Below are 23,378 nucleotides of genomic sequence, written 5' to 3' on the forward strand. Positions count from 1 at the left end.
AAAATAGTCGGTTGGCTTTTTTATTTCAGTAAACCTCCATTATTACTTTTTTGTTGGAAAGGTTTTCAAAAATCAAGTATAATAATCATAACTGATTTGGATCGGAAATAAGAAAAGCGGATGCACCCAAAAGAGCGGAGCTACAGCTAGACATTTTTCGGAGTTCAATAAAACAAATTTAGCTACAACATAGGAGGATTTACAAATTGATAAACAAAATTAATAACTCCATTAAGGTAATCACACTTGGTGGTGTAGGAGAAATCGGTAAAAATATGTATCTGGTTGAAGTGGACAAGGACATATTTATTATTGATGCCGGCTTAATGTTCCCCGAGGAAGAAATGCTAGGCATAGATATTGTGATTCCTGATATTACATATTTAAAAGAAAATAAGGAACGGGTAAAGGCAATATTTTTAACACATGGTCATGAAGATCATATTGGGGCATTATCGTATGTTCTCCGTAATATTGATGTACCTGTTTATGGAACTAAGCTCACACTGGCTCTTGCAAGTGCAAAACTTAGAGAGCAAGATTATTTTAGTAAAACCAATTTTATTGAAGTTCAGTCTGATACGATTGTTAATTTAGATGCAGTAGATGTAAGCTTCTTTAAAACCAATCACAGTATTCCTGATTCTGTAGGGATTTGCATTCATACCACTGAAGGAATCATTGTCTATACAGGTGATTTTAAATTTGATCAAGCGGCAACAAAGCTTTATAAACCTGAAATAGGAAAGATGGCTGCTATCGGGGAACAAGGGGTCCTATGCTTATTGTCTGATAGTACAGAAGCTGAAAAGCCTGGCTATACAGCATCAGAAGCAATTGTTGAGCGCGAAATGTCCAATGCCTTTTATAATGCACCTGGAAGGATTATTGCAGCATGCTTTGCCTCAGATATAAATAGAATTCAGCATATTTTTAACGCAGCCAAGGAAAACGGACGTAAAGTCACCGTGGTTGGAAAAAGCTTGGAGAGAATTTATCATATTGCCCTTGATTTGGGATATTTAGAAGTAGATGAGGATTTAATTATTCCTGTTAGTCAGATAAAAGAATATCAAGATCGGGAAATTGTCGTATTAATGACTGGAAGTCAAGGTGAACCAATCGAGGCTTTGCAAAAAATGGCAAAGCAAATGGATAAAGTGGTTAACATTCAAAAAGGAGATACCGTATTAATTGCCGCTTCCCCATTAAGAGGTAGTGAAGTATTTTTATTTAAAACTATCGATATGCTCTTTAGAGCTGGTGCTAATGTTATATCGGGTAAAAGGACCATCCATGTATCAAGTCATGGCAGTCAAGAAGAATTAAAATTTATGATTAACTTAATGAAACCAAAATATCTGGTTCCTGTACATGGTGAATACCGGATGCTTAAGGCCCATCGGAAATTAGCTTTGGAATGTGGGCTAACTGATGAGCAAATTATTATCCCTGACCGTGGTGATATTCTTGAATGGAAGGAAGGCAGGCTCGCCGTGGCAGGCAAGGTTCCTTCTGGGAATATTCTAATTGACGGCATTGGTGTTGGTGATGTTGGGAATATTGTGCTTCGTGATCGAAGGCTCTTATCACAGGATGGAATCCTAATTGTTGTTGTGACATTAAAAAAACAAGACAAGAGTATAGCAGCTGGTCCTGAAATTATTTCTAGAGGATTTGTTTATGTTCGCGAATCAGAAAAATTGATGGAGGAGTCAACAAAACTAGTTCGTGACATTGTAGAGAGAAATATTGCGAAGGACTCATTTGAGTGGTCAAGTTTAAAGCAAGAAATTAGAGAAGAATTAAACCGTAACCTATTTGAAAAAACAAAAAGAAGACCAATGATTCTTCCAATCATTATGGAAATCTAGAAAGAAAGCACTGGAATGCCAGTGCTTTTTATTTTTGGCATGAAATTACCTTATAAGATAATACTAACCTATATCATGCTTGAAGGGAGTATTAAGGATGAATAACGATTTACAAAAGGATAAAACTGCAAGTCAAGAAGGCGGGGAACCCCAAAAAGAAGATAAACCTTCTTCTGCATTAATAGAAAAAATTCAGCAGTTAGGACAAACAAATGTCCCACAGCTTTCAACAGATTCTAAAATTCATTGTCTGACAATTATCGGTCAAATTGAAGGACATTTGGCACTGCCACCACAAAACAAAACAACAAAATATGAGCATATCATTCCTCAACTTGTAGCGATAGAACAAAACCCTAAAATAGAGGGCGTTCTCATCATATTAAATACGGTTGGAGGTGATGTTGAGGCAGGTCTGGCAATATCCGAGATGCTTGCGACTCTTTCAAAGCCGACGGTTTCCATTGTATTAGGAGGTGGGCACTCCATCGGAGTTCCGATTGCTGTTTCCTGTGACTACTCCTTTATTGCGGAAACGGCAACAATGACAATTCACCCAATAAGGTTAACAGGTCTTGTGATTGGTGTGCCGCAAACCTTCGAATATATGGATAAAATGCAAGACCGGGTAATTAACTTTGTAACAAAGCATTCAAAAATTAGTGAAGAAACATTTAAAGATTTAATGTTTGCAAAAGGAAATTTAACCAGGGACATTGGAACAAATGTAATTGGTGTTGATGCTGTTAAGACAGGTTTAATTGATGAAGTAGGAGGCCTCGGTCAGGCAATGAAAAAGTTAAATGAAATGATTGAACTCCATAAAGAAAAGGATAAAGGGCTGATCCAATGATACTTTACACAATGATGCCGCCCGAATTAATTTTCCCTAATGAGACAGAATCACCCAGCAAACAACAAATGGTCAGCTATCAGGGCATACCCCTCTTAGTAGAGTTGATTGATGGTCAAAATGTTCAAGTCATTCGGAATCTAAGTACAGATCCTCAGCATTTCTTGGATAACCAAATATGCCCGGGAGCAAAAATTTCTTTCACAAACCTAGAAGGATTGTCCGCTATGTATTAGTAGATTATGGTATAATCAAGTGAACACACAAGAGCAGCCAGCAAGGCTGCTTTCTTCCTTTTTACCCTCTGATAAAGGGATGTTTTATAGTAAAGGAATGATATACCATAATAAACACAGGGTGATTAGATGGCAAAGAAAAAGAGAAGACAACCTAAAAAGAGAGATAACCATTTGAAAAAGACCGTTCAATTTGAATTATCCGCATTGGCCATTTTAGCAGTTGCAATCATATCGATAGCAAAACTTGGTGCAGTAGGGAAAGCAACCGTGATCTTCTTCCGATTTTGGATGGGTGAATGGTATATGCTCAGTTTAATGGGACTAGTGGTATTAAGCGTTTATTTAATGTGGAAACGCAATATTCCTTTTTTCTTCCATATTAAATTAGTTGGAGTGTACTTTATTACTTCAGCGATTCTGCTCCTAAGTCATGTAACCCTTTTTCATTTGCTAACCAATAATGGGAAATTTAAAGACCCCAGTGTCATCAGCAATACATGGGAACTGTTTATGATGGAACTTAGAGGTGAAACAAGCACAACCGATTTAGGCGGGGGAATGCTAGGGGCAGTATTATTTGCCTTATTCCATTATTTATTTGCTGAGACTGGAACGAAAATTATTGCTTTTATTTTTATCTTAATTGGAGTTATTTTACTGACTGGGAAATCATTTGGAGATTTTGTTGGGAAAATCATGATGGTTCTTGTTGATTTTTCAAAAAGTCAGTGGGATGCGTTTAAAACTGATATGACAGAATGGAAACAAAAAAAGCAAGAGAAAAAAGCAGAAAGAACTACACAAAGAAGACAAGAGCAGGAAAATCACGAACAAAATCGTCAGACAAGGTCAACTACAGAACCACAATCTCCTCAGGAAGAAATCAGTTCACCAGAGCCAATAATTTCAAGCTTCGCTGATAGGGCCTATGTAGAAGAGGTAATTGATACAAATCAACCAGTAGAAACGAAGCAAACAAAAAGCAAACCGGAAGAAAATGAAGATCCAATTCCGCCCATTACTTTTACAGAAGTGGAGAATATTGACTATGAGTTGCCGCCACTTCGATTGTTAAGTCTGCCTAAGAAAGCAGACCAAAGTGGTGAATATGAACAAATCCATGCAAATGCTGCAAAGCTTGAAAGAACATTTCAGAGCTTTGGAGTGAAAGCGAGAGTAACCCAAGTACATTTAGGACCAGCTGTTACAAAATATGAAGTTCATCCAGATGTAGGTGTAAAAGTTAGTAAAATTGTCAGTCTAAGTGATGACTTAGCATTAGCACTAGCTGCTAAAGGAATTCGAATTGAAGCTCCTATTCCTGGTAAATCAGCAATTGGAATAGAAGTCCCTAATTCAGAGGTGGCAATGGTGTCACTTCGTGAGGTATTAGAAGCAACCCAAAATGACAAACCTGACTCAAAACTATTAATTGGTTTAGGTAGAGACATTACTGGTGAGGCAGTTTTAGCTGAATTAAATAAAATGCCCCATTTGTTAGTTGCGGGTGCAACTGGTAGCGGAAAAAGTGTTTGTATCAACGGAATTATCACTAGTATATTGATGCGAGCAAAGCCTCATGAAGTAAAATTAATGATGATTGACCCTAAAATGGTTGAATTGAACGTATATAATGGCATACCACACTTATTAGCACCGGTAGTAACAAATCCAAAAAAAGCATCACAAGCTTTGCAAAAAGTTGTAAGCGAAATGGAAAGGCGTTACGATTTGTTCTCACATACAGGAACACGTAATATTGAGGGCTATAATGAACATGTCAGAAGGCATAACTTAGAAGAAAATGATAAACAACCATTGTTACCATTTATTGTTGTTATTGTTGATGAGTTAGCTGACTTAATGATGGTTGCCTCCTCAGATGTAGAAGATTCAATTACTCGACTTGCACAAATGGCCCGTGCCGCAGGAATTCACTTAATTATTGCTACACAACGGCCATCTGTTGATGTAATTACTGGGGTAATCAAAGCAAATATTCCATCCAGAATTGCCTTTGCCGTATCAAGTGCTACCGATTCCAGGACGATTTTGGATATGGGGGGGGCTGAAAAATTGTTAGGAAGAGGTGATATGTTATTCCTTCCAGTTGGGGAATCTAAACCAGTTCGAGTTCAAGGTGCTTTCCTTTCAGACCAAGAAGTTGAGGACACAGTAGAATTTGTAATTGGACAGCAAAAAGCGCAGTACCAGGATGAAATGATACCAGATGATATCCCAGAAGTAACGGGCGCGGTCGATGATGATATTTATGAAGAGGCAGTTGACTTAATTATTGAAATGCAAACAGCATCTGTTTCTATGTTACAAAGACGATTTCGTATTGGGTATACAAGAGCAGCAAGGTTAATAGACGAAATGGAGGCTCGTGGGATCGTTGGGCCTTATGAAGGCAGTAAGCCACGAGCAGTCCTTCAGGCGAAACCAATAGATAAAGAAGAACAAAGTTCATAATTTATTTGAAGAAACTAATAGAAGCGGTAAATGATAGACTGAGATAAAATGATGCCTTTATTATGATAGGAAAATTATCATAATAAAGGCTATTTTTACGGGTGAAATTTCTCCCTATATCAAAAATGTTATATAGGAAGAATTACCCTGAAACAATTGTGACATAACCTTCACCCATTATCGACAAAATTTATAAATAGCTATTTATTTATTCAAAAAAAAGTGTTAATATAAATTTCGATTAGTAGAAATGATATCAGATGTCTGATGTCTAAGGAAAAGGCTGGAGGAAGCAGCATGTCTATAAAATCAGATAACCGGCATTTATACCTACAAGTTATCGATCACCTGAAGCAAGATATTGCAGATGGGATATATAAAGAAAAAGAGAAATTACCATCTGAGTTTGATCTTGCCAAACAGCTAGGTGTGAGCAGGGCAACTCTTCGAGAAGCATTGAGAATCCTCGAAGAAGAAAATGTTATCATTAGACGCCATGGCGTTGGTACTTTTGTTAACGTAAAGCCTTTATTTACTTCAGGGATAGAACAACTTAATAGTGTTACAGCCATGATCAATCAAGCTGGAATGACTCCAGGAACAATTTTCCTTAGTTCATCAACACAAGATGCTACCGAAGAGGATATTCGTCGTTTTTCCTGTTCTATTGATGAGGAGATTTTCGTGATGGAGAGGGTTAGAACCGCCAATGGGGAACCAGTCGTCTACTGTGTCGACAAAGTACCCAAACGAATTCTGCCGGAAACATTTTCCCATGCAGAAGAATCAATCTTCCATATTTTGGAAGAAGAAGCGAACCGAAGAATTACATACGCGGTTGCTCAAATTGAGCCACTTGGCTATCATGAAAAAATTTCCCCAATTCTAGAATGCGAACCAGAAACTGCATTATTAGTCTTAAAACAAATGCATTTCGATGAAATGGATGAACCTATCCTATTTTCGGTAAACTATTTTAAAGCAGACAAGTTTAGTTTTCATGTTTTAAGGAAAAGAATTTAATTTTTTTTATCCAGATTGAAAACGCAATCAGTCTTGCTACACAAACTTTTTTACTAAATCAATCCATATTCATAGGGGGTCAATACCGTGAAAAAGCGTAAAATTGGAACGGCTTTATCACTAGTTCTAGCTGCTGGTACACTTTTAGGAGCATGTGGAAAAAGTGATACAGGCAAAGAAACATCAAAAGGCGGAGAAAAGAAAAATGAATTCTCTGTTGCAATGGTTACTGATGTTGGTGGTGTTGATGACAAATCATTTAACCAATCTGCTTGGGAAGGTCTTCAAAAATTCGGTAAAGATAACGGTATGTCAAAAGGTAAAGGCGGATATGATTACCTTCAATCAAAATCTGATGCTGATTATTCTACAAACTTAAACACACTTGCTCGTCAAGACTTTGATTTAGTTTACGGAATTGGTTTCTTAATGCAGGCTGCTGTTGAGGAAATCGCGAAACAACAAAAAGATTCACACTTTGCGATCATCGATGCTGAAGTTAAACAACCAAACGTTGCAACCGTTCTTTTCAAAGAGCAAGAAGCTGCCTTCCTTGCTGGTGTAGCAGCAGCTCTTCAAACAAAATCTAACCACATAGGATTCATTGGTGGTATGGAAATCCCTGTTATTGAACGTTTTGAATCTGGATTCTTAGCTGGTGTTAAGGCTGCAAAACCAGAAGTAAAAGTAGATGTTCAATATTCTGGGGCATTTGATAAAGCGGAACTTGGACAAAACATTGCTTCTAAAATGTATTCTTCTGGTGCAGACGTAGTTTTCCACGCAGCGGGTGGTACTGGTAACGGACTTTTCAAAGAAGCTTCTGACAGAAAAGCAAAAGATCCAAGTAAAGAAATTTGGGCTATCGGTGTAGACCGTGATCAAAACGACATGGGTCCAGATGTGGTTCTTACTTCAGCACTTAAGCGTGTTGACGTTGCAGTTCAAGATTTATCAAAGAAAGCAATGGATGGAAACTTCCCTGGCGGCAAATCTATCGTTTATGGATTAGCTGAAGATGGCGTAGGCTTAGCACCAGTCAATGCGAAAGCAGATAAAAAAGCGGAAATCGAAGCTGCTGTAAAAGAATGGATTGAAAAGATTAAGTCTGGTGCGGTAAAAGTTCCAGGAACTCGTGATGAATTAAAGAACTTTAGTGCAAAATAATTTTGTGTGGAATAAGCGGGACATCATACCTGCTCGCTTATTCCTTTTTAATGAATCTTAACTGAAGCGTAGAATGGTCATTCTACCTTTCATTTAGGATTACAGTGGGGAGGGATTCCCTGTTTTTTTAAAATTCGGAAAGGTCTGACCTCTTACTACTTCTGGTCAATTTTTCCTTTTACCTTATCACAGGGAGTGAGAAAAGATGGAATATGTAATTGAAATGCTTAACATCCGTAAAGAGTTTAATGGCTTCGTTGCGAATGATAACATAACCCTTCAATTAAAAAAGGGTGAAATCCATGCCTTGCTTGGAGAAAATGGTGCGGGAAAATCTACTTTGATGAATGTTCTCTTTGGTTTATATCAACCAGAAAAAGGTGAAATTCGTGTTAAAGGAAAACCTGTTAACATTTCAAACCCAAATATAGCTAACGATTTAGGAATTGGAATGGTCCATCAACACTTTATGTTAGTTGACACATTTACCGTTACAGAAAATATTATTCTAGGAAGAGAAATTACATCTGCAGGAAAAATCGACATTAAAAAAGCTGAACAGCAAGTTCGTGAAATTTCAGAACGTTACGGATTATCTGTCGACCCGCAGGCGAAAATTTCCGATATTTCCGTGGGAATGCAGCAGCGTGTGGAAATTTTAAAAACGCTATATCGCGGAGCAGAAATTCTAATTTTTGATGAGCCCACAGCTGTTCTAACACCCCAAGAAATTAAAGAATTAATTCAAATTATGAAAACGCTTATAAAAGAAGGTAAATCTATTATTCTCATTACCCATAAGCTCAAAGAGATTATGGAAGTTTCAGACCGCTGTACAGTCATTCGAAAAGGTAAAGGAATTGGAACAGTCACAGTAAGTGAAACAAACCCAAATGAACTTGCAAGCTTAATGGTAGGACGTGAGGTTGTTTTTAAAACTGATAAAAAAGAAGCATCACCAAAACAAGATGTCCTTGAAATTAAGGATTTGCTTGTAAAAGACACGCGTGGTGTGATGGTTGTTAATGGCCTGAATCTTACTGTTCGTGCTGGTGAGATTGTCGGAATCGCTGGTGTTGATGGGAATGGACAGTCGGAATTTATTGAAGCTATTACTGGATTACGTAAGTCTGAAAGTGGCAGTGTGAAACTAAATGGAAAAGAATTGATCAATCAGACACCAAGACAGATTACCGAATCTGGTGTCGGTCATATTCCTCAGGATCGTCACAAGCATGGGTTAGTATTAAACTTTCCGATTGGTGAGAACATGGTTTTACAAACCTATAATAAGAAGCCATTCTCTAAAAACGGAATCTTGAACTTTGGTGAAATTTATAAAAAAGCAAAAACATTAATTAGTGAATTTGATGTTCGTACACCAAGTGAATATACTTTGGCGCGTGCCCTATCGGGAGGAAATCAGCAAAAAGCAATCATTGGTCGTGAAGTCGATCGGAATCCTGACTTACTAATAGCAGCACAGCCAACGCGCGGACTGGATGTTGGAGCAATTGAATTTATTCATAAGCGCTTAATCGAACAGCGTGATAATGGCAAAGGTGTCTTGCTGGTTTCCTTTGAATTGGATGAAATTATGAATGTCAGTGACCGTATTGCTGTTATATACGAGGGAAGAATTGTTGCTGTCGTTAATCCTAAGGAAACAACTGAGCAGGAACTTGGATTATTGATGGCTGGATCGAATAGAAAGGAAGCGGGTGAAGGAACACATGTCTAAACGGGTGAGAAGTATATTAACACCAATTATTGCCGTGCTATTAGGCATTCTGGTTGGAACTATAATTATGCTAGTAAGTGGATACAATCCCTTAGCGGCCTTTACAGCACTTTGGAATGGGGCATTTGGAGATATTTATTATATCGGGGAAGTAATTAGACAGTTTACCCCTTATATATTAGCTGGATTGGCTGTTGCCTTTGCTTTCCGAGTAGGCTTATTTAATATCGGGGTAGAGGGACAATTCTTAGTAGGCTGGCTTGCAGCTGTTTGGGTTGGGGTAGCTTTTGATCTGCCGCGTATTATTCATTTACCGCTAGCTATCCTAGCAGCAATTGTTGCAGGTGCACTTTGGGCATTTATTCCTGGTTTATTAAAAGCTCGTTTTCGTGTCCATGAAGTAATTGTTACCATTATGATGAACTATGTAGCCTTACATGTATCGAACTATCTAATTAGAAATGTAATTACAGACCATGGGGACAATTCCGGCCCTATTCATAAATCAGCAACCTTACGATCTGGATGGTTAGAAAGTCTAACTGATTATTCACGTCTTCACTGGGGTATTCTACTTGCAATTTTATCATGCTTTATTATGTGGTTTTTATTAGAAAGAACAACAAGAGGATTTGAATTAAGGTCAGTAGGTTTTAACCAACATGCGGCACAATATGCCGGCATGAACGTTAATAAAAATATTATCCTTTCAATGGTTATTTCCGGAGCATTTGCAGGATTAGCGGGTGCCATGGAAGGACTAGGTACTTTCGAATATGCCGCAGTTAAGGGTGGATTCTCAGGCGTTGGTTTCGATGGTATTGCCGTTGCGTTACTTGGTGGTAATACTGCTTTAGGTGTATTTTTCTCAGCAATTTTATTTGGAGTTCTAAAAGTCGGAGCATTAAACATGCCGCTCGAAGCAGGGGTACCGAATGAATTGGTTGATATCATCATTGCCTTAATCGTATTCTTTGTGGCATCTAGTTATTTCATTAGAGTATTTCTTGATCGAATCAGTAAGAAGGAGGTGAAGTAAGTTGAGTTTTATGGATATTTTAATGATTCTTGTTCCATCTACTTTACTATGGGCAGCTCCACTTGTCTTCACTGCATTAGGCGGTATATTCTCAGAGCGTTCTGGAGTCGTAAATATTGGGCTTGAAGGTTTAATGGTTATCGGGGCATTTTCAGCTATTGTGTTTAACTTATTTACATTTGATACATTTGGCAATGCTACACCTTGGATTGCCCTTTTAATAGCAATGGTTGCAGGAGCATTCTTTTCTATGTTACATGCTGTCGCTGCCATTACATTCCGTGCAGACCATACAGTTTCTGGTGTTGCCATTAACTTACTTGCAACGGGTCTTACTCTATTTCTGGTAAAACTTATTTTTGATAAAGGTGAAACAGGAATTATCAGTAAAGGGTTTAGCAAAATTGATATTCCAGTTTTAAAAGATATTCCAGTTATCGGAAAAATCTTCTTCCAAAATACGTATTGGACATCATTCCTTGCCATCCTTGTTGCTATTATAGTTTGGTACATTGTTGCCAAGACACCATTTGGACTTCGCCTTCGCTCAGTCGGTGAACATCCAATGGCTGCAGACACAATGGGGATTAATGTAACCAAAATGCGTTATTACGGCGTCATCCTTTCTGGAGCTCTAGGTGGACTTGGTGGTGGAGTATATGCACAATCCATTACATCTAACTTCAGCCACTCAACAATCAGTGGTCAAGGTTTCATGGCATTAGCGGCAATGATTTTCGGGAAATGGCATCCACTTGGCTCATTAGGTGCTGCAATATTCTTTGGTTTCGCACAAAGTATTAGTATCATTGGATCAAGTTTACCATTCCTAAAAGAAATTCCGAACGTATATTTGTTAATAGCTCCTTATGTGTTAACAATATTAGCACTTACAGGATTCATCGGACGTGCCGATGCACCAAAAGCATCTGGTACTCACTACATTAAAGGCAGCAGATAATATCATTTACAACGAAGAACCCCTGATTAATATACCAGGGGATCTTTTTTTTGAAGATAAAGTGATATCGCTTGTATTATACAAGCCTGCCAAATTATAGTAATAAGTATAGGTTTTCTTTCAATGGAAATGATATAAAGAAAAATGTTTACATATTGTAATAAAGAACCCTTTGAACAGTTAAGGAGGAATGTATGTGGCAACAGCTACAGAAAAAATAACGGAGCTTAAAGGATATAGACTTCATGTGATCCCGACAGAAAAATATAAAACGAATACTTTAATCTGGAAAATGAAAGCCCCGCTTACAAAAGAAGATGTAACCAAACGAGCACTCCTTCCACAAGTATTGCAAAGCAGTTCAGCAAAATATTCTTCAACCACAGCACTTCGGTCCTATCTTGATGAGTTATATGGCGCGACACTTTTTGTTGATTTATCTAAAAAAGGTGAATACCATATCATGAGTTTTTCAATCGAAATTGCCAATGAAAAATTCTTAAGTGATCCAAGTCCATTATTAAAAAAAGGGTTTGAATTATTAGCAGAAATATTAACAAAACCAAACCTTAAAGGTAATGCTTTTGATCCAGACACCGTAGAAAAAGAGAAACGGACACAAAAACAAAGGATTCAATCTGTTTTTGATGATAAGATGCGTTACTCGAATGTTCGCCTTATTCAAGAAATGTGTAAGGGTGAACCCTATGCCTTAGAAGTAAACGGGGATGCCGCAGATGTTGATGCCATTACGGCAGAGAATTTATATGAATATTATCAAAACGCCTTTTTAACGGATGAAATGGATTTATATATTATCGGTGATGTTAATGAAGAAGAAGTAAAGCAACTTGCATCAGATCTATTAAAGTTTGAGGATAGAACACCGAAAAAATTAGTACAAGAAAAGGTAAGTTTGAATAGACAAGTAAATGAAGTGAAAGAGCAGCAAGATGTAAAACAAGGGAAATTAAACATTGGTTATCGCACAAACATCGTCTATGGGGACCAAGATTATTTTGCCTTGCAAGTGTTCAATGGTATATTTGGCGGGTTCTCGCATTCTAAATTATTTATAAATGTACGTGAAAAAGCAAGTCTTGCTTATTATGCAGCAAGTCGTCTTGAAAGTCATAAAGGCTTAATGATGGTTATGTCAGGTATTGATTTAAAGAATTATGATCAGGCAGTTGGAATAATTCATGATCAATTAGAGGCGATGAGGAAAGGTGATTTTACAGACCAAGAACTCGTCCAAACCAAAGCTGTCATCCAAAATCAAATCCTCGAGACGATCGATACATCAAGAGGGTTAACTGAAATTCTTTATCATAATGTTGTGGCCGATGCAAATATTAATCTTGATACATGGCTGCAAGAAATGCAAAATGTAACGAAAGAAGAAATCATCGCAGTTGCTAAAAAAATCGAAGTAGATACCATCTACTTCTTAACAGGAACGGAGGCGGGCAAATAAATGGAGAAAATTAGTTTTGACCAGCTTCAAGAAGAACTTTACCATGAAAAACTAGCCAATGGTCTAAATGTGTATATTTTACCGAAAAAAGGATTTAATAAAACCTTTGCTACCTTTACGACAAAGTATGGTTCTGTGGATAATACATTTGTTCCATTAGGAAAAGAAGAGTATGTTAAAGTACCTGATGGAATAGCTCACTTCTTGGAGCATAAGCTGTTTGAAAAAGAAGATGGAGATGTTTTTCAACAATTTAGCCGCCAGGGAGCATCGGCTAATGCGTTTACCTCTTTTACTCGAACCGCCTATTTATTTTCAAGCACCTCTGACGTAGAAAAAAATCTGGAAACCCTCATTGATTTTGTTCAGGATCCATATTTTTCAGAAAAAACAGTTGAAAAAGAAAAAGGAATAATTGGGCAAGAAATTACCATGTACGATGATAATGCGGATTGGCGTTTATATTTTGGTTTGATTCAAAATCTTTACAAAAACCACCCAGTAAAAATTGATATTGCTGGAACAATTGAATCGATTTCCCATATTACTAAAGATTGGCTGTATGAATGCTATAATACCTTCTATCATCCGAGTAATATGCTATTATTTATTGTCGGGCCTGTTAACCCAGAAAGTTTTATGAATCAAGTAAAAGAGAATCAAGCGAAAAAAGAATACAAAGATATGCCTGAGATTCAGCGTAAATTTGAAAATGAACCGACAGAGGCAGCTGAAAAAAGACAGGTACTTGAAATGAATGTGCAGACATCTAAATGTTTACTTGGAATTAAAGCCCTCCATGTCGATCAAAGCGGAAATGAAATGTTGAAAAATGAATTAACCATGAATGTTTTATTGGATTTATTGTTTGGGAAAAGTTCGGAAAATTACAATCAACTCTATAATGATGGACTAATTGATGAAACTTTTTCTTTCGATTATACCCAAGAACAAGGCTTTGGTTTTGCCATGATTGGCGGAGACACTGGAGAACCTGATAAATTAGCGGATACTCTTCAAAAAATGCTGCTTGATGCTAAGAATCAAACTGTATTTAATGAAGAACAGTTAGAAAGAGCGAAGAAGAAAAAGATTGGTGCATTCCTTCGAGCGGTAAACTCGCCAGAATATATTGCTAATCAATTTACGCGCTACGCGTTTAATGATATGAATTTGTTTGATGTGGTTCCAACACTTGAAAAAATCACATTAAACGATGTTAAGATACTGGCATCAGAGGTCATATCAGAAGAACGGTTTTCAGTATGTCAAGTGATTCCTAAGAAAAAATAAATACATGAAAGCGTCGTATCCCCGGCGCTTTTTCTGTGTAAAAGTTTCAAATAAAGAGAGTGGGAACATAATGAAATATGTATTAATAACGGGAGCTAGTGGTGGAATCGGCCAAGCGATTGCGTATAACCTAGCAGAAAAAGGCTATCATTTGTATCTGCATTACCATAAAAATAAACAGGCAATAAAGGAATTAATAAATAAACTGGAGTCCTACGGTGGGGAGTATATTCCAATTCAAGCAAATTTAGCTGACCCTATTGGATATAAGAAGGTCTGTTCAGAAATATTTTCGTTAGATGCGATTATCCATTGCGGGGGCCAAAGTCAGTATGGACTTCTTGTAGATTTACAACAATCTGAAGCCGAAGCATTATTAAATGTTCATGTGTTAACGCCATTAATGCTCACAAAAGAGCTTCTTCCGAAATTACTTACTAAAGGAAATGGAAATATTGTGATGATTACCTCAATTTGGGGGCAAACAGGCGCGGCTTGTGAAGTGGCATATTCTACGGTTAAGGGTGCGCAAATTGCATTTGTTAAGGCATTAAGTAAAGAAGTTGCCATGAATGGTATTCGGGTAAATGCCATAGCCCCTGGAGCTATTGTAACTCCTATGATGGAAGGTTTTGCACCAGAAGAAGTGGATCAGCTTTCTTATGAAATACCAATGGGGAGATTGGGCCAACCGGAAGAAATAGCGAGGAGTGTAGCATATTTGCTTTCCGAAGATTCTTCCTACATGACAGGACAAATCCTTGCAATAAATGGAGGGTGGTATACTTAAAAAATTCAAAAGTAACCAATGCATAGTTCCCTCCACTTCGTCACAAAATAACCTTGTACTAATTTAAAGGAGGGAAAAAACCATGTCTGTTTTAGATAATTGGAAACAATGGGAGGACTTCTTAGCCGATCGTCTTCATCATGCACAAAATGAGGGTATGAGCGATGGAGCCATTAGTAACCTTGCTTTTCAAATTGGTGATTATTTATCAAACCAAGTAGAGCCAAAAAACGAACAAGAAAGAATTCTTGCTGATCTTTGGTCAGTTGCAGATAAAGAAGAGCAACAGGCAATTGCAAATATCATGGTAAAATTGATTCAAAATAACGGCAGCCGTTAAAAGAGAGGAGGACTTTCTCCTCTCTTTTTGTATGCATTCTTTGAGGAATCTCCGTTAACGAGCGGAATATCTTTGTTTTTACTTTCATCTTCATCCAAAATCATTTATTATAGGGGTTAGATAAGAAATTGTAAAAAAAATGTCGAAACTTCTTTTAAGGAGGTTTATTACTTGAAAAAAGAATGGTATTTAGAATATGAGATTCAGAAGAACCGACCAGGCCTGTTAGGGGATATTTCATCACTGTTAGGAATGCTCTCTATTAACATTGTTACAATAAATGGTGTGGATGAAGGCCGTCGTGGATTACTCATTTTAGCAAAAGATGATGACCAAATTAAACGACTTGAGTCAATTTTACATACGATGGACACAATAAAACTAATTAAACTTAGAGAACCAAAACTGCGTGACAGGCTTGCGGTAAGACATGGACGTTATATTCAAAGAGATGCGGACGATAAAAAAACCTTCCGTTTTGTAAGGGATGAACTTGGCTTATTAGTTGATTTTATGGCAGAATTATTTAAGAAGGAAGGCCATAAGCTGATTGGTATTCGCGGAATGCCTCGAGTTGGAAAAACAGAATCATTGGTGGCTGCAAGTGTTTGTGCAAATAAACGCTGGTTATTTGTGTCTTCCACTTTGTTAAAGCAAACAATCCGAAATCAATTAATTGAGGATGAATATAACGAAAACAATCTATTTATTCTGGATGGAATTGTTTCCACCAGACGTGCTAATGAGCGTCATTGGCAGCTTGTCCGTGAAATCATGCGACTTCCGTCCGTAAAAGTCATCGAGCATCCTGATATTTTTGTTCAAAACTCAGAATATACACTAGATGATTTTGATTATATTATTGAGCTTAGGAATGACTCGGAAGAAGAGATTACATATGAGGTCGTTGATCAACATAATATGTTCTCCGGATCTGATTTTGGAGATTTTGATTTTTAATAAATTGGAAGGTGTTAACAGTTGACTGAATTAGGGAATCGACTAAAAGAAGCCCGATTAGCTAAAGGATTAAGCTTGGACGATTTACAATCCATGACGAAAATTCAAAAGCGGTATTTAATAGGTATTGAAGAAGGGAATTATGCAAGCATGCCCGGGAATTTTTATGTTCGGGCATTTATTAAGCAGTATGCAGAGGCGTTAGCTCTTGATCCAGATGAAATTTTTGAAACCTATAAAGGTGAAATTCCTGCAAGCTTAAATGACGAATTGCCACAGCAATTGTCCAGAGTGAAAACACATAAATCGATTTCAGAAAGCAATTCTAAAATATTCGATATATTACCCAAGGTTTTAATCGGTGTTTTTGTGATTGGAGTTGCCAGCCTGTTATATTATTTTGTATATAAACATGCGGGTGATAATACAAATGAATCGATTAATAAGGAAAATGAACCGGTTAAAATTGTAAAATCGGAGAATCTTGAAAAAGAAAAAGTAGAAGAGAATAAAAAGGACGACACCGAAGAAAAGAAAGATACTACAGAGCAGAAAGAGCAGAAAACAACAGTAGAAGAAACACCAAAACAAGAAATTACTGCTGTTAAAAGCAGTGGCAGGAATTCGACCTATGAATTAAAAAATGCAGACAAGTTTGTTGTGAAGTTGGTTTCTAAAGGGCAGACTTGGGTTAGTATTAAAAATGGAAAAGGGAAATCCTTTTTTCAGGGATTATTAAAATCAGGTGATAATGAAAGTCAAACAGAGGATTTATCAGCAGAAAGCGAGGCTGTTCTTCGTATTGGAAATGCTGCTGATACTGATATCTTTGTAAATGATCAAAAGCTCGAGTATGCAGTGCCAGCGACTGCAAATGTTCAGAACATAACGATCCAATATGTTCTGAAAAACGAATAGTCATCTGTTGATGACTATTTTTCGCTTTTAATAATAAAACGGAGGAAAACTATGAATATTCCGAATAGAATCACCGTATCAAGAATATTATTAATTCCAATATTCTTGATTGTTATGCTCGCTCCTTTTGATTGGGGCGACATGCATCTCCTGGGAACTGACCTTCCAGTGACCCATTTTGTAGGTGCATTGATCTTTATTTTAGCCTCATCAACTGACTGGGTTGATGGGCATTATGCCCGAAAGTATAACCTTGTGACTAATATGGGGAAATTTCTCGATCCACTAGCCGATAAACTATTGGTCTCGGCTGCCTTGATTGTTCTCGTTGAATTGAATGATGTTTATGCACCTTCATGGATCGTGATTATTATTATTAGCAGGGAGTTTGCGGTAACAGGATTACGTCTCTTGCTTGCAGGGGAAGGCGAAGTTGTTGCGGCTAACATGCTTGGGAAAATTAAAACATGGGCGCAAATTGTCGCCATTTCAGCACTTTTATTACATAATATTATCTTTGCAATGATTCCATTTCGTTTTGATATCGTGGCATTGTGGGTAGCGTTAATTTTTACGATTTGGTCTGGATGGGATTATTTTGCAAAAAATAGTCATGTCCTTAAAAATTCAAAGTAAGCTTTACTTACTAAGAAGAAAGGATGATGATTACGATGAACGCTGAGATTATTGCAGTTGGTTCGGAGTTATTGCTCGGTCAAATTGTAAATACGAATGCACGATTTTTGTCTCAGCAATTGGCGAATCTTGGGATTAATGTCTTTTTTCATACGGTAGTTGGTGATAATCCTGAAAGATTGGAATCGGCAATTGAATTAGCTGAGAAACGTGCAGATCTTATTATCTTTACGGGTGGCCTTGGACCAACAAAGGATGATTTAACGAAGGAAACAATTGCGCGCCACCTTGGAAAAGAACTTGTAATTGATGAGGATGCGTTAACTTCGATAGAATTGTACTTTAAACGAACAAATCGTGTAATGACAGAAAATAACCGAAAACAGGCACTTGTATTAAGCGGGGCACATATTCTTCCAAATGATCATGGAATGGCTCCAGGAATGGTTATTGAAGCTAAGGACCACACCTATATGCTGCTTCCTGGCCCGCCTAAGGAACTTGAACCGATGTTTAGTCAATACGGGTGTCAGGCACTTTCTAAAGCAAACCTAGCTAAAGAGGTAATTGTTTCAAGGGTGTTAAGGTTTTTTGGAATTGGTGAAGCTGCCTTGGAAACCGAGATCATGGATTTAATTGATGCTCAGAGCAATCCAACGATCGCTCCGCTCGCTGGGGATGGGGAGGTTACATTGAGGCTGACTGCAAAGCATGTAGATGGAAAAATAGCTCAGTCACTGCTCGATAATCTAGAAAATACCATTAATCAGCGTGTAGGTTCATTTTTTTATGGATATGATCAAACTTCTCTTCTGGAAGAAGTAATGAAGACCTTACAGACACGAAAACTTACAATTACTGCGGCTGAAAGTTTAACCGGTGGACTGTTCCAACAGGGGCTGACCTCCATTTCAGGTGCAAGCTCCGTGTTCACAGGTGGAGTTGTCTGCTATTCAAATCAAGTAAAACAAGAGATTTTAAAAGTTCGGCAAGAAACGCTTGAAACACATGGTGCAGTAAGTGAACAATGTGCTAGGGAACTGGCTGAAAATGCGACCAAATTATTCAAAACGGATCTTGGGATTAGTTTTACTGGTGTAGCAGGTCCTGAAGAACTTGAGGGCAAGCCAGTTGGTACTGTATTTATTGGGATTGCAATAAAGGGAAAGCCAACCATTGTTGAAAAACTTATCCTTGGCGGAACCAGAGAAGCAAACCGCGGTCGTGCCGTAAAATATGGATGCCATTTTCTCCTACAATTGTTAAAAGAGTCACAGAATGCTAAATAGTATTCTGTGACTTTTTTTGAATAGATTTGGATATTCGGAAAAGTTAGACAGTGGATGAACCTAACTTTATCTGCTAACCAAAGTCGCAAAAATTTACAAAAAGGATAGAGAATTACCTAAAATTACATCAAAGTTGCTTTGAAAATAAACGAATGAATGTTCGTTTTTTTACTCGACAAATATTCGAAAAGCGGTTATATTATTTATAGGAATTAATTTAATAGATTATAGCAATTAGCTTGTGTTTATATATAAGGGAGGAAATGATTCGTGAGTAATGATCGTAAAGCGGCCTTAGAAATGGCGTTAAAGCAAATAGAAAAGCAATTTGGTAAAGGTTCCGTCATGAAGATGGGAGAAAAGACGGACACGAAGATTTTAACGAGTCCAAGCGGCTCATTAGCACTTGATGCAGCGCTTGGAGTGGGTGGATATCCTCGAGGCCGTATTATTGAAGTGTATGGCCCTGAGAGCTCTGGTAAAACAACGGTTGCTTTACATGCAATTGCTGAAGTTCAAGCAAATGGTGGACAAGCCGCATTTATTGATGCTGAACATGCCCTTGACCCAACCTATGCCCAAAAATTGGGTGTTAACATTGATGAGTTATTATTATCACAGCCTGATACGGGTGAACAAGCACTTGAAATCGCGGAGGCATTAGTACGAAGCGGAGCCATTGATATTCTTATCGTTGACTCTGTAGCCGCACTGGTTCCAAAAGCGGAAATTGAAGGGGAAATGGGAGATTCTCACGTTGGTTTACAAGCACGTCTAATGTCACAGGCACTTCGTAAACTATCTGGAGCGATCAACAAATCTAAGACAATCGCAATCTTTATTAACCAAATCCGTGAAAAAATTGGTGTAATGTTCGGGAATCCTGAAACCACACCTGGTGGTCGTGCGTTAAAGTTTTATTCAACAGTCCGTCTTGAAGTGCGCCGTGCGGAAGCGTTGAAGCAAGGAACTGACATTGTTGGGAATAAAACCAAAATTAAAATCGTAAAGAATAAGGTTGCTCCGCCTTTCCGTACAGCAGAAGTAGATATTATGTATGGCGAAGGGATTTCTAAGGAAGGCGAGATAGTTGATCTAGGCTCCGAATTAGATATCGTTCAAAAGAGCGGTTCATGGTATTCCTATAACGATATTAGAATTGGTCAAGGCCGTGAAAACGCAAAGCTGTACTTAAAGGAAAACCCTGATATTCGTCTCCAGATTCAAACGAAAATCCGTGAACATTATGGCTTAGACGGTGAAAAGTTTGTAACTGAAACAGACGATGATGAACAATTTGAATTAATTGATTAATTAATGTAAGAGCAAAGCTAATTATGGTTTTGCTCTTTTTTTACAAAATATATTTTATTTACAATTATATAATCATAAAAATGAAATAGATTTTGGCCTGTGGATTGAAAAATGATGTCCTATTCTAAATATTTCAAAAAGCCAATAGGACTAAGCCTTGACAATGAATATTCCCACCTTTACAATTAACATGTATATTTTACATTTTTGGTATTATTACAATCCGAAAAAAGCCTTGGTGCTTGCTGTATGTTGAGTCTAAACAATGTACATGCCGACACTTAAAAAATGTAACAAAAGTTCATAGCAAGAGGAGGTGTAACGATTGGATTTAATTACTATCATCTCCATTTTGCTTGGCCTTATCGTCGGTGCCGTTGTTGGCTATTTTGTTCATAAATCCATTGCTGAAGCAAAAGTAGCAGGTGCAAAGAATGCTGCTGAGCAGATTCTTGAAGATGCGAAACGTGATGCTGATTCATTGAAAAAAGAAGCTTTGCTAGAAGCAAAGGATGAAATTCACAAGCTTCGTACAGAAGCAGAACGTGAGGTTCGTGAACGAAGAAATGAAATGCAAAAACAAGAAAACCGTTTACTGCAAAGAGAAGAGAATTTAGATCGAAAAGAGGAAACGTTAAACAAGCGTGAAAATCTTTTAGAAAAGAAGGATGATTCTCTAAACCAAAGACAACAGCATATTGAAGAGATGGAAAGCAAAGTGGACGAGTTGGTACGAAAACAACAAACTGAACTCGAACGAATTTCAAGCTTAACGCGCGAGGAAGCGAAAGCCATCATTATCGACAGAATGGAGCAGGAATTAACCCATGACACTGCCATAATGATTAAGGAAAGTGAGAATCGTGCGAAAGAGGAAGCAGACAAGAAAGCGAAGGAAATTCTTTCGCTAGCAATCCAGCGTTGCGCTGCTGACCATGTTGCGGAAACGACTGTCTCTGTCGTCAACCTGCCAAATGACGAAATGAAGGGCCGTATTATTGGCCGTGAAGGAAGAAATATTCGTACGCTAGAAACGTTAACAGGAATTGATTTAATTATTGATGATACTCCTGAAGCTGTTATTCTATCAGGTTTTGATCCTATTCGCCGCGAAACGGCTCGCTTAGCACTAGAGAAATTAGTTCAAGACGGGCGTATCCATCCAGCACGAATAGAGGAAATGGTAGAAAAATCTCGTCGCGAAGTGGATGAATATATTCGCGAGGTTGGTGAGCAAACCACCTTTGAAGTGGGTGTTCATGGACTTCATCCAGATCTTATCAAAATTCTTGGCCGCTTGAAATTCCGTACAAGCTATGGTCAAAACGTCTTGAAACATTCAATGGAAGTAGCACAGCTATCTGGATTACTTGCTGCTGAATTGGGTCAAGATGAAACTTTAGCACGTCGTGCGGGCTTGCTTCATGATATTGGGAAGGCGATTGACCATGAAGTGGAAGGCAGCCACGTAGAAATTGGTGTTGAACTAGCAACAAAATACAAGGAACACCCTGTAGTCATTAATAGTATTGCATCACACCATGGGGATACAGAGCCAACGTCTATCATTGCTGTTTTAGTTGCTGCTGCTGATGCATTATCAGCTGCAAGACCAGGTGCACGTAGTGAGACGCTTGAAAACTATATCCGCCGTCTTGAAAAGTTAGAGGAAATCTCTGAGTCTTATGAAGGTGTAGAGAAATCTTTTGCCATTCAAGCAGGACGTGAAGTACGTATTATTGTTAGACCTGATTCCGTTGATGATCTTGCTGCTCATCGATTAGCGCGAGATATTCGTAAGCGCATTGAGGAAGAACTTGATTATCCTGGACACATTAAAGTAACAGTTATCCGAGAAACGCGGGCTGTTGAATATGCGAAATAAAGCGGTGCACATGCACCGCTTTATTTTTTTGGGGGAGTGCTTATTCGATTAAATAAAGTTTGAATGTGATACAATTAAAACATTAACAATTTTTCTTGATGAGAGGAATAAAAATGAATCTACTTTTTATAGGTGATGTTGTAGGGTCACCAGGCCGTGATATGGTAAAGGAATACTTGCCAAAATTAAAAGAAAAATATCGTCCGCATTTTACCATTATAAATGGGGAAAATGCAGCTGGCGGTAAAGGAATTACTGAAAAAATTTATCGTGAATTTTTAGGATATGGTGCGCAGGCTGTAACTCTTGGTAACCACTCGTGGGATAACCGTGAGATCTTTGAGTTTATTGGTTCAGCCAAAAATATGGTTAGACCAGCGAATTTTCCTGAAGGAACACCAGGAAAAGGAATGGCGTTTTTTAAAGTAAATGATTTAGAAGTTGCCGTCATTAATTTGCAAGGGAGAACTTTCATGGCACCATTGGACTGCCCCTTTAAAAAGGCAGACGAATTAATTGAAATTGCCAGAGAAAGAACCCCGTATATTTTTGTGGATTTTCATGCGGAAGTAACAAGCGAGAAACAGGCAATGGGATGGTACTTGGATGGGAGAGTATCAGCGGTAGTGGGGACGCATACACATGTTCAGACAGCCGATAGCCGCATTCTGCCAAATGGCACAGGGTATTTATCCGATGTGGGCATGACTGGTCCGTATGACGGCATTCTAGGGGTGGAGAGAGAGGCTGTTCTTAAAAGGTTCCTTACAAGCCTGCCAGTTCGATTTGAAGTAGCTGCAGGAGGAAGAAATCAGCTTAGTGCAGTTGTTATTGAGTTAGACCGAAAAACAGGATTTACAAAAAAAATACAACCTATATTAATAAACGACGATCATCCGTTTTATTCTTAGGCTGTGATAAATCTTATTGTTTGGCACCCTGTTGATTGGAGTGGAAGGCGCGAAGACTCCTGCGGGAGGACGGGGCAGGGGAGACCCCGCAGGAGCGTAGCGACGAGGAGGCTCCCCGGACCGCCCGCGGAAAGCGAAGCGCCTGGAGCGGAAATCAACAGGCAAATTTAAACAGAGCAAATACTTAAAAAGA

The 23,378-nt window shown here is 38.1% G+C and carries 20 protein-coding genes; all 20 read left to right on the forward strand.

Going from position 1 to position 23,378, the window contains the following annotated elements:
- The first annotated feature begins 206 nt into the window (after positions 1-206).
- Positions 207-1,874, forward strand: a complete 1,668-nt coding sequence (locus tag QNH17_RS08905) for a ribonuclease J (RefSeq protein ID WP_283878333.1) — start codon at positions 207-209, stop codon at positions 1,872-1,874.
- 97 nt (positions 1,875-1,971) lie between these two features.
- Positions 1,972-2,727 (forward strand): ClpP family protease, encoded by a 756-nt coding sequence (locus QNH17_RS08910; protein ID WP_283878334.1) that lies wholly within the window; start codon positions 1,972-1,974, stop codon positions 2,725-2,727.
- On the forward strand, positions 2,724-2,963 hold the full coding sequence (locus QNH17_RS08915) for a YlzJ-like family protein (RefSeq protein WP_283878335.1): 240 nt from the start codon (positions 2,724-2,726) through the stop codon (positions 2,961-2,963). The genes QNH17_RS08910 and QNH17_RS08915 overlap by 4 nt, the downstream gene beginning before the upstream one ends.
- Positions 2,964-3,092: 129 nt before the next feature.
- Positions 3,093-5,441 carry an FtsK/SpoIIIE family DNA translocase gene (locus QNH17_RS08920; protein WP_283878336.1) on the forward strand — a complete coding sequence of 783 codons (2,349 nt, stop codon included), beginning with the start codon at positions 3,093-3,095 and terminating at the stop codon, positions 5,439-5,441.
- A gap of 297 nt (positions 5,442-5,738) precedes the next feature.
- The gene (locus QNH17_RS08925) at positions 5,739-6,464 is read left to right on the forward strand and encodes a GntR family transcriptional regulator (protein ID WP_283878337.1); all 726 of its coding nucleotides are present in this window, start codon (positions 5,739-5,741) and stop codon (positions 6,462-6,464) included.
- A gap of 87 nt (positions 6,465-6,551) precedes the next feature.
- Entirely contained in the window at positions 6,552-7,631 is a 1,080-nt protein-coding gene (locus QNH17_RS08930; protein WP_283878338.1) for a BMP family lipoprotein, read from the forward strand.
- A gap of 205 nt (positions 7,632-7,836) precedes the next feature.
- Positions 7,837-9,372, forward strand: a complete 1,536-nt coding sequence (locus QNH17_RS08935) for an ABC transporter ATP-binding protein (RefSeq protein ID WP_283878339.1) — start codon at positions 7,837-7,839, stop codon at positions 9,370-9,372.
- Entirely contained in the window at positions 9,365-10,411 is a 1,047-nt protein-coding gene (locus QNH17_RS08940) for an ABC transporter permease (protein WP_283878340.1), read from the forward strand. The genes QNH17_RS08935 and QNH17_RS08940 overlap by 8 nt, the downstream gene beginning before the upstream one ends.
- 1 nt (position 10,412) lies before the next feature.
- Positions 10,413-11,372, forward strand: coding sequence for an ABC transporter permease (locus QNH17_RS08945; protein WP_283878341.1), 960 nt, complete (start codon positions 10,413-10,415; stop codon positions 11,370-11,372).
- 196 nt (positions 11,373-11,568) lie between these two features.
- Positions 11,569-12,849 carry an EF-P 5-aminopentanol modification-associated protein YfmF gene (gene yfmF / locus QNH17_RS08950; RefSeq protein WP_283878342.1) on the forward strand — a complete coding sequence of 427 codons (1,281 nt, stop codon included), beginning with the start codon at positions 11,569-11,571 and terminating at the stop codon, positions 12,847-12,849.
- Complete coding sequence (yfmH, locus tag QNH17_RS08955; RefSeq protein ID WP_283878343.1) at positions 12,850-14,142, forward strand: EF-P 5-aminopentanol modification-associated protein YfmH; 1,293 nt, start codon at positions 12,850-12,852, stop codon at positions 14,140-14,142.
- A 67-nt stretch (positions 14,143-14,209) separates the two neighbouring features.
- A complete protein-coding gene (gene ymfI, locus QNH17_RS08960) occupies positions 14,210-14,932 on the forward strand; it encodes an elongation factor P 5-aminopentanone reductase (protein WP_283879465.1) in 723 nt (240 codons plus the stop codon).
- An 82-nt stretch (positions 14,933-15,014) separates the two neighbouring features.
- Complete coding sequence (locus tag QNH17_RS08965; protein WP_098571722.1) at positions 15,015-15,272, forward strand: DUF3243 domain-containing protein; 258 nt, start codon at positions 15,015-15,017, stop codon at positions 15,270-15,272.
- A 171-nt stretch (positions 15,273-15,443) separates the two neighbouring features.
- Positions 15,444-16,232 carry a DUF3388 domain-containing protein gene (locus tag QNH17_RS08970; RefSeq protein ID WP_283878344.1) on the forward strand — a complete coding sequence of 263 codons (789 nt, stop codon included), beginning with the start codon at positions 15,444-15,446 and terminating at the stop codon, positions 16,230-16,232.
- Positions 16,233-16,253: 21 nt separating this feature from the next.
- Positions 16,254-17,150: a helix-turn-helix domain-containing protein gene (locus QNH17_RS08975; RefSeq protein ID WP_283878345.1), complete on the forward strand. Its 897-nt coding sequence runs from the start codon at positions 16,254-16,256 to the stop codon at positions 17,148-17,150.
- A gap of 51 nt (positions 17,151-17,201) precedes the next feature.
- Complete coding sequence (gene pgsA / locus QNH17_RS08980) at positions 17,202-17,786, forward strand: CDP-diacylglycerol--glycerol-3-phosphate 3-phosphatidyltransferase (RefSeq protein ID WP_283878346.1); 585 nt, start codon at positions 17,202-17,204, stop codon at positions 17,784-17,786.
- A gap of 35 nt (positions 17,787-17,821) precedes the next feature.
- Positions 17,822-19,075 (forward strand): competence/damage-inducible protein A, encoded by a 1,254-nt coding sequence (locus QNH17_RS08985; RefSeq protein ID WP_283878347.1) that lies wholly within the window; start codon positions 17,822-17,824, stop codon positions 19,073-19,075.
- A 270-nt stretch (positions 19,076-19,345) separates the two neighbouring features.
- Entirely contained in the window at positions 19,346-20,389 is a 1,044-nt protein-coding gene (gene recA, locus QNH17_RS08990) for a recombinase RecA (RefSeq protein ID WP_144549118.1), read from the forward strand.
- Between the two features lie 325 nt (positions 20,390-20,714).
- Positions 20,715-22,274, forward strand: a complete 1,560-nt coding sequence (rny, locus tag QNH17_RS08995; RefSeq protein WP_098571727.1) for a ribonuclease Y — start codon at positions 20,715-20,717, stop codon at positions 22,272-22,274.
- A 113-nt stretch (positions 22,275-22,387) separates the two neighbouring features.
- Entirely contained in the window at positions 22,388-23,185 is a 798-nt protein-coding gene (locus QNH17_RS09000; RefSeq protein WP_283878348.1) for a TIGR00282 family metallophosphoesterase, read from the forward strand.
- Positions 23,186-23,378 lie beyond the last annotated feature (193 nt).

The organism is Neobacillus sp. SuZ13 (assembly GCF_030123365.1).
Lineage (GTDB): Bacteria > Bacillota > Bacilli > Bacillales > Cytobacillaceae > Neobacillus.